Origin of the sequence: Nocardioides sp. (genome assembly GCF_050246775.1) — a bacterium.
Taxonomy (GTDB): Bacteria; Actinomycetota; Actinomycetes; order Propionibacteriales; family Nocardioidaceae; genus Nocardioides.
Genome location: NZ_JBFWVK010000015.1, coordinates 1 through 7,102 on the forward strand (window position 1 = coordinate 1; position 7,102 = coordinate 7,102).

7 protein-coding genes are annotated in these 7,102 nt (G+C 63.0%); 6 read left to right on the forward strand and 1 reads right to left on the reverse strand.

The window, feature by feature from the left end:
• The first annotated feature begins 108 nt into the window (after positions 1-108).
• The 5 genes from AB7I40_RS23610 (at position 109) to AB7I40_RS23630 (ending at position 5,275) form a co-directional block, all read left to right on the forward strand.
• Positions 109-1,233: a tyrosine-type recombinase/integrase gene (locus tag AB7I40_RS23610; protein WP_204814788.1), complete on the forward strand. Its 1,125-nt coding sequence runs from the start codon at positions 109-111 to the stop codon at positions 1,231-1,233.
• Between the two features lie 335 nt (positions 1,234-1,568).
• Positions 1,569-3,731, forward strand: a complete 2,163-nt coding sequence (locus AB7I40_RS23615) for a tyrosine-type recombinase/integrase (protein ID WP_167542180.1) — start codon at positions 1,569-1,571, stop codon at positions 3,729-3,731.
• Positions 3,728-4,306, forward strand: a complete 579-nt coding sequence (locus tag AB7I40_RS23620) for a hypothetical protein (protein WP_171024473.1) — start codon at positions 3,728-3,730, stop codon at positions 4,304-4,306. The genes AB7I40_RS23615 and AB7I40_RS23620 overlap by 4 nt, the downstream gene beginning before the upstream one ends.
• Positions 4,307-4,501: 195 nt before the next feature.
• A complete protein-coding gene (locus AB7I40_RS23625; RefSeq protein ID WP_048468751.1) occupies positions 4,502-4,720 on the forward strand; it encodes a three-helix bundle dimerization domain-containing protein in 219 nt (72 codons plus the stop codon).
• Positions 4,721-4,786: 66 nt separating this feature from the next.
• The gene (locus AB7I40_RS23630) at positions 4,787-5,275 is read left to right on the forward strand and encodes a hypothetical protein (RefSeq protein WP_167542120.1); all 489 of its coding nucleotides are present in this window, start codon (positions 4,787-4,789) and stop codon (positions 5,273-5,275) included.
• Here AB7I40_RS23630 and AB7I40_RS23635 read toward each other — a convergent pair.
• Positions 5,189-5,479, reverse strand: a complete 291-nt coding sequence (locus tag AB7I40_RS23635; RefSeq protein WP_048468716.1) for an ANTAR domain-containing protein — start codon at positions 5,477-5,479, stop codon at positions 5,189-5,191. The genes AB7I40_RS23630 and AB7I40_RS23635 overlap by 87 nt on opposite strands.
• 419 nt (positions 5,480-5,898) lie before the next feature.
• Here AB7I40_RS23635 and AB7I40_RS23640 point away from each other — a divergent pair, with 419 nt between their 5' ends.
• Complete coding sequence (locus AB7I40_RS23640) at positions 5,899-6,210, forward strand: zinc finger domain-containing protein (RefSeq protein WP_053855229.1); 312 nt, start codon at positions 5,899-5,901, stop codon at positions 6,208-6,210.
• Positions 6,211-7,102: the final 892 nt, after the last annotated feature.

Sequence of the window (7,102 nt, forward strand, 5' to 3'; positions counted from 1 at the left end):
TTATCTGCGCGTCCGCTTCCGTCTAAGGCACATTTGGTTGACCGGTGTTGGGTGACGAGTCTGACTGTTATCCACCCTGTCGTTGGCTACGACGTTTACCTTCGGTGCGTGTCCAACTCGTATATCGCCGAGAGAGCGGTTTCGGATGCTGATGGGATCGGCCGGTACGTGATCGCGTCAGACTCGTATGTCCTGCATGCCGAGGGTTCGGCCTATCTGGCCGCGCTGCGGTCACAGGGACGTTCCCCCTACACGGAACGAACCTATGCCGGTCGCGTCGCGCTGTTCTTGTCCTATTGCTCGGACATGCAAATCGATTGGCAGACAATCGACTTCGCCGAGCTCAGTCAGTTTCTGAGATGGTTGGTCACGACACCGCCGAAGGGTAGTGCGCGGTTGCGTTCGCCCCAGACTGCGAACCAAATCATGACGACAGTGTGTGAGTTCTTACGGTTTGGCGCCGCGCAGGGATGGGTGCCGCTGGAGTTGATCGATCGGTTGGCGTCCCCGCGTCACGTCCGCTATCTGCCTGGGGCCGGCGACAGCGGCCAAGCTGTGTACTCGGTGGTACAGGTTAAGGCGCTGCGCTTGGCGGCGACGGCGGCGGAGACGAAGAGCTTGAGCCTTGAGCAGGTCGAGCAGCTGATCGTGGCGACCACGAATCCCCGAGACCGCTTCCTTCTAGCGCTGCTGGCGGTAACTGGAATGCGGATCGGTGAGGCACTGGGACTGCGCCGCGAAGATCTGCACTTGCTGGCGTCGTCGACTGTCCTGGGCTGCGCGATCGCTGGGCCCCATGTTCATATTCGGCGGCGGTTGAATGACAACGGCGCAATCGCGAAGGCGCGTGCGCCGCGCTCGATTCCGGTGCCCACCGAGCTGGTCCAGCTTTATGCCGACTATCAGTACGAACGCGACGAGGTCAGTGCAGCGGTCGACTCCGACATGGTGTTCGTCAACATCTACCGCCCGCCGCTGGGGGGCGGGATGCGTTACGGCAACGCCTACGCGCTGTTTGAGCGGCTCTCAACGAAGGTCGGTTTTACCGCCCATCCACACATGCTTCGCCACACCGCAGCCACGGAGTGGATGGAAAACGGTGCCGCACGTGACACCGTGCAGCGGCTGTTAGGGCATGTCTCGCCGATGTCGATGGAGCGCTACTTGCACCCGACCGACGCGACGAAGCGCCGGGCGGTCGAGCGGGTCGCAGCGAAATGGGCGATGCGGTGAGCGCCTCAGCAGCGCAGGGAGCGGCAGCCGAGATCGTTGTCCCGGCATCGGAATCAGTGGATTGGCTGACATGGTTACGCCGCAACGTCGACCTGCGATGGCGGCGCGGGGAGTGGGACCACTCAACGTGGCTGTTCATCGGCGATCTGAGCAACCCTCAGACGGTCAGCCGCCCGTGTGCCACTTGCGGGATCGCTCGGCGCTCCTCAGGCTTGTGCCGGCACTGCGGCAGGGCATACCGCCAATCGGGTTTGACCCTCGAAGAATTCACCGCGACGTACACGCCCCCGGCTCGCCAGAACCGCCCGGGTGAACGACGCGAGGGACCATGCATCGTGCGACGCGATGGCGTGCGTTGTGAACGGATGCCGCTGGCCCAAGGGCTGTGCGAAGACCACAACATCCGCTGGCACGTCTACAAGCATGACCGCCGCTCGCCCAGTCTCAAACGATGGTCGACCACCATCGCCATCCCGTTTGAAGCTTTGCCGGACTGCATGGTGCTGGGATGCGAGGTGGAATCCTCTTACGCCACTGGGCTTTGCATTCTGCACCGCACCCGTTATCGACGCAGCGGCAGCCGCGCCACGATGCAACAGTGGGCCCGCACCCAACCGCCGCATCTGGCCATGAACATGTTCTCGCTGGTTCCATTGGCCGAGCAGATGCGCTGGGAGCTTCTCTACGCACTGCAACGCCGCGATGCCCGAAACGGACGCATGGACGCCTCGGCTGTGCGCTCAGTGGTCACCACCCTGGGGTCAACTCAAAGCCTGGCAACAATTTTCGGCACGCCGAAGTTCGAGCGCCTGCAGGCACGACAGGGCCGCAACGCCAACTCCACTGCTCACTTGTTCGAATTCGCCCGCACCCTGCATGACGCCTACGAAGAGGTCAACGGCCGTGCCCATACCGACCGGCAGGTCTGGGACCTGGTGACCATGGGCCTGGCTCACGACCCGGCGACCCACGGGGGCAGCCGGCGTCGAAAGGGTGCACTCGATTTCACTCCCATCACAGTGAGCTGGCTCAATGACATAACCCGCCGCTGGGCCCAAGCCGAGCTCACTCGCATCCCGACCTACATCGTCGTGGAGACCATCCGCGCGGCCACCGCCGCCTCCGACGGTCTGGCCCGCAGACCCGGCGGCGGCGAAGACCTCGCCGCGTTGGAGGTCGCCGACATGGATGCCGTCGTCGAAGCGTTCCGTGTGCTTGGCCGCCGTGACGGCAAGGGACTGCTGACCGTTCAAACCCGCCGGATCCTGTTCGCAAGGTTCATCGACCTGCTCGACTACGGCCGCGCCACCGGCCCGCTGCGCGACATGTCTGCCTCATTCATCCGCCAGCATCACCACACCATCGCCGACGCCGAGTCACGCAGCGAAGAGCGGGCCCGCCAGGGCCTGCCCGAGCCCGTGATCAGGCTTCTCGACGACAATCTCGACGCCCTGGCCAGCGGAAGACTTCATAGCAGCCTCAACGCAGAGCAGGTCAAGCAGATGTTCCGCTGCGTCTACATCCTGCTGCGCGATACTGGGCGCCGGCCCGGCGAAATCTGCCAGCTGCGCGCCGACTGCCTCCTCGATGGGAACGAACCAGAACTGGTATGGGACAACGTCAAAGGCAAACGGCTGGGTCGTCGACTACCCATCAGCCAGCAGACCGCCGCGGCGATACGCGACTGGCAACAAGTACGTGCCAACGTCCTCATCGCCGAGGCCAGTGCCGAGTACTTATTCCCTGCCCGCTCAAGCACGGCGCCTATCCCGTACCTGCGCACCCAGACAGTCGGTGACGCGCTGCGTATCTGGACGGCATGGATCAACGACAACGTTGTGCTGCCCACCGGCCAAACCCGACCACTGGAAGGTGTCTCCGTCTACGCCTATGCCTTCCGCCACAGCTATGCCCAACGTCATGCCGATGCAGGAGTACCAGTCGACGTCCTGCGCGACTTAATGGACCACAAGAGCATTTCGACCACCATGGGCTACTACGACATATCGCTTCGCCGTAAACGCGAAGCAGTCGCGACCATCGCCGCACTGACCGTTGACCGACTCGGCGCTCGCAAACCGTCCTCTCTGAGCGCCTATGAACTGCGGTCAGTGGCTGTCCCGTACGGCAACTGCACCGAACCGTCCAACGTCAAAGCCGGCGGCCAGGCATGTCCCATACGTTTCCAATGTTCTGGCTGCGGGTTCTACCGACCCGACCCCTCCTACATCCCAGCGATCGAGGACCACCTCCGAGCACTCAAAGCCAACCGGGAAACCGCACAAGCCATCGACGCCGCCAGTTTCGTCATCGACAACCTGAGCGCTGAAATCGACCAATTCGACACCGTGATAGCTGCCATGCGCACCCAGTTGCAAGCACTTGACCCCGGCGAGCGCCGCCGCGTCGAGGACGCCTCAGCTGTGCTGCGGAAAACCCGTGCAGCCCAAGGCAAAACGGTCCTACCCCTGACGGTTGTCAACAGGAACGACCGATGACCGCTCCCCGCACACCCACCGACGTCCTCAAAGACGCCCGCCGACGCGATTCCCACCAGAAACGCGCCCGCGTCTTTGCCGCGGTCGACGAAATCAAACACACCGACACGCCCATCACTTTCGCGCTCATCGCCCGCGCAGCCCAGGTATCGACCTGGTTGGTCTACGCCGACGGGGTCCGCGAATACATCGAAGCCGCCCGCGACTACCAAGCCGCACAACCCCACCGGCAACAACTCGCTGGAACCCGCGCCAGTGAAGCCAGCTTGAGAACTGACCTCGAACTGGCGCGCCAAGACAACCGCACCCTGCGCGCCGAAATCGCCCGACTCACCGACGCACTACGCGAACAACTCGGCCAACAGCTCGACCGCCACAACACACGCGACCTCCGCACTCGAATCGAGGAACTACTCGAAGCCAACCGGGAACTCCACAACGCCAACGCCGAACTCGCTGACGACAACCAAAGGCTTCAAAGTCAACTCACCGAGGCACAAGACGACCTCATCGCCGTCCGAGCCAGCCTGCGCCAGATGATCCGCGACACCAGCGGCCAAATGGAGCCGACATGACGCTCGCACTTACACGACGTGCCGGCCCGGTGAGCCTGCCACCCATATCGAACATACGTTCCGGTGTGGCTCATGGTGAGGCTGTGACCAATGAAGCGGAAGGCGTGTCGTGGCCGCGGCGGGGTCGTCGGGGAACTTACATTCGTGAGATTGATCCCGTTGCGCGATCGGCGTGCGTGCCGCAAGCTGTTCGACATGGCCCAGATCAGCGAAACACTGTTGATCGACCAGGTTGTGCAGCGGCTGACGACCCGTTACGCCGACCTGCCGCCCGAGCACGTGGCCGGCGCCGTGCAGAGCGCCCACGCACGGTTCGAGCAGTGCCCGATCCGCGAGTTTGTCCCGTTGCTCGTCGAGCGGCGGGCCCGCGCGGAATTGTCGCGCAATGCCGGGCTGCTGGCCGTGTCGTCCTAGGGGTTCAACGGATCCGGCTCAGCGTGGCTGCGCTGAGCGCGGCGCCAAGCCCCGACCCTGCGCGTGGTGACCGCCGTCATCGGTGTGGGGTTCGGTGGCAGACCCTCGACGGGGGAATCGCTGCTCGATCGCATCGAGGAGGCGCTGCAGTGCCTGTCGTTCCCAATCTTCGTGCCGGATTTCGCGTTCAATGCGGCGTACCTGATTGAGCTCCCCCCGCAGTTGATACCGCGCCAGGGCGGCCTCGAGGGCGGCTCGTCGATCAGCGAGCAATCTGCCCTGACGGGAAAGCTCCTCGCGGTAGTAGTCGGCCTGCTCAACATTGGCGGCTCGGGCCGCGGCGATGTCGTCATCTCAGATCCGCAACGTGCTCATCTGCCACACCGTAACCCGAGCGCATCGGTAGCGCGCGCGGGAAGCGGCCCTGGCCCGGCCCCCCGGGCGGGCCAGGGCCGCAGACGCCGCGTGTTAGTTCCTCGAGGCGCTCACCAGCGCCGAGGGCCTGGGCATCACATCGCCCCACAGACGCAGTGCGACAGCGCGGTGCGGTGCTGATTGGTCCGTGCCGCACGCCAGGTCGACCAAAGCGCGAGCGATGCTGCCGATACCGACCCCGGTTTCACGCACAGCGCAGGCCAACTCCTCGAACGCCTCCCGCGGCGAACACCCGCGCCATCCCACCAACACGCCGATCGCCACATCGATCACCGTGCGCGACGAGGGGTCTGCACCCCGGCCCAACTCACCCACCTCGTCCATCCCCTTTCGCGCCGCAATCCTGCCAATCACCCTGTTTACCCCCGCGCTATGAACACCAGCCTCCGCACGGACGAACAAACCGGCAGAACGGACTGGGGGCCGCGGCGACAGGGGCCTACTGGCCGACCCTCACTCGCACACACCCTCCCCGGCAAGCCCCGGCAGGTAAGACACCGACCACTTATGCCAACCGGTGCCCTGGTCGACCCCGTCACCGATCCTGACCTGCCGAACGAACTCACCCGCTTCATAGGCAACCGCATTGATGTGGTCGCACAGGTACTTTGAAACCTCGCTCGCTGAGCGATCCGAGGGAACGAACAGGTGCACCGTCTTCCACACTCCCGCCACCCGGCATCCCTTCCCCCGCTTCCAGACCAACCCATCCGGGCCTGGGCCTGTTGCACGCGCTGTCAACAGTGCACAACCTGCCCGCCGGGCGCACCACCATCGGCCAAAGGGGCGACCTGATCATCAGCGACGGACACGACCACTGGGCACGTTTTCAATGCCCACGCTGCGGCGCTGCCAGTCGCCAACCATGTGAGGCGCTTCGCCCCGGCCCTCGCCTCGCCGGATACCACCGCGAACGCGCCTACGGCCAACGCGAACTCCTGGACCTCGGCTACCTCAAGTACACGCTCATCAACGAATCAACCCGGCGTTCACTAGTCCTGTGGCGCCGGCCGACACAACGTCCGGTCATCCGCGACGGCTACGGTCCGACGTAACCGGACAAGCTCGGCTTCGACGTCCGAGAGACGTCCCACATGTGACGGCAAGACAGCCGCCGTCCCACACATGTCGCATAAGGCGCCACCAGCATCAACACGGCTAGTCCCGCCGTCCTGCTACAGAAAACCCTGGGGCACGGTCGGCTGCACCCTGTCCTCGGCTAGTCGCTAAATCGTTTCCCACTCCCCATGCTCGGCTTTCGATCATGAATGGCTGAGCGCTCGCAACAAGCAAGGCCACTGCGCACGGCCCTGCCAGCCCAGAAAGTTATCCCAGAACTCGCAATGACGCTCAAAGAGGCTCGCGGAAAACTTTTCTGAATAAACATTGCGTTCAGCACTCCTAGGGTCGGTCAAATACGTGACCGAGAAAAGGCCAGAGAAAGACTTGGGCTCGTGACGGTCGCGTATGCGCACCCAATACTGGTCGAGAACCCTTGCAGCACTGTATGTATCCCAACAGACGTTATGCGTATGCCCCATCACAATCATGCGCGGCAGGAACGGGATTCGAGTGCATGAAGAGCTCATAAGAAATGACGCGGCGCACCAAACAAATTGACACGAAAACGTTGCTGAACAACAGAGCTTTGATATACAATAGACGTTGTAAACCAATCTTTTCACGTCAACTAATCAGGTCTGGAATCAATGGACATCAATCACCATTTCGAGCCGCACAATATCAGCACTCAGACGACCTCATCGTCAACCGCGCCGGACCCATGGCCAAAGGTCCGCGAACCCACTGACCAGATGAGAGCCCTCACGCGTAAGCATCGTGCCAAACGTCCCTCAACAACCCGATCGCCTGCGACAGGCCATAACCACCCAGTTCAGAAGACCGTTTTTACGAATGACCCAACGCGGCAGGGGCAGATAAACAAAG

Bases quoted from the DNA above. Each gene is read 5' to 3' on its own strand.
- AB7I40_RS23620 (WP_171024473.1), top strand. From the start codon at position 3,728: ATGACCGCTCCCCGCACACCCACCGACGTCCTCAAAGACGCCCGCCGA.
- AB7I40_RS23635 (WP_048468716.1), bottom strand. From the start codon at position 5,479: ATGGACGAGGTGGGTGAGTTGGGCCGGGGTGCAGACCCCTCGTCGCGC.
- AB7I40_RS23625 (WP_048468751.1), top strand. From the start codon at position 4,502: ATGGCCCAGATCAGCGAAACACTGTTGATCGACCAGGTTGTGCAGCGG.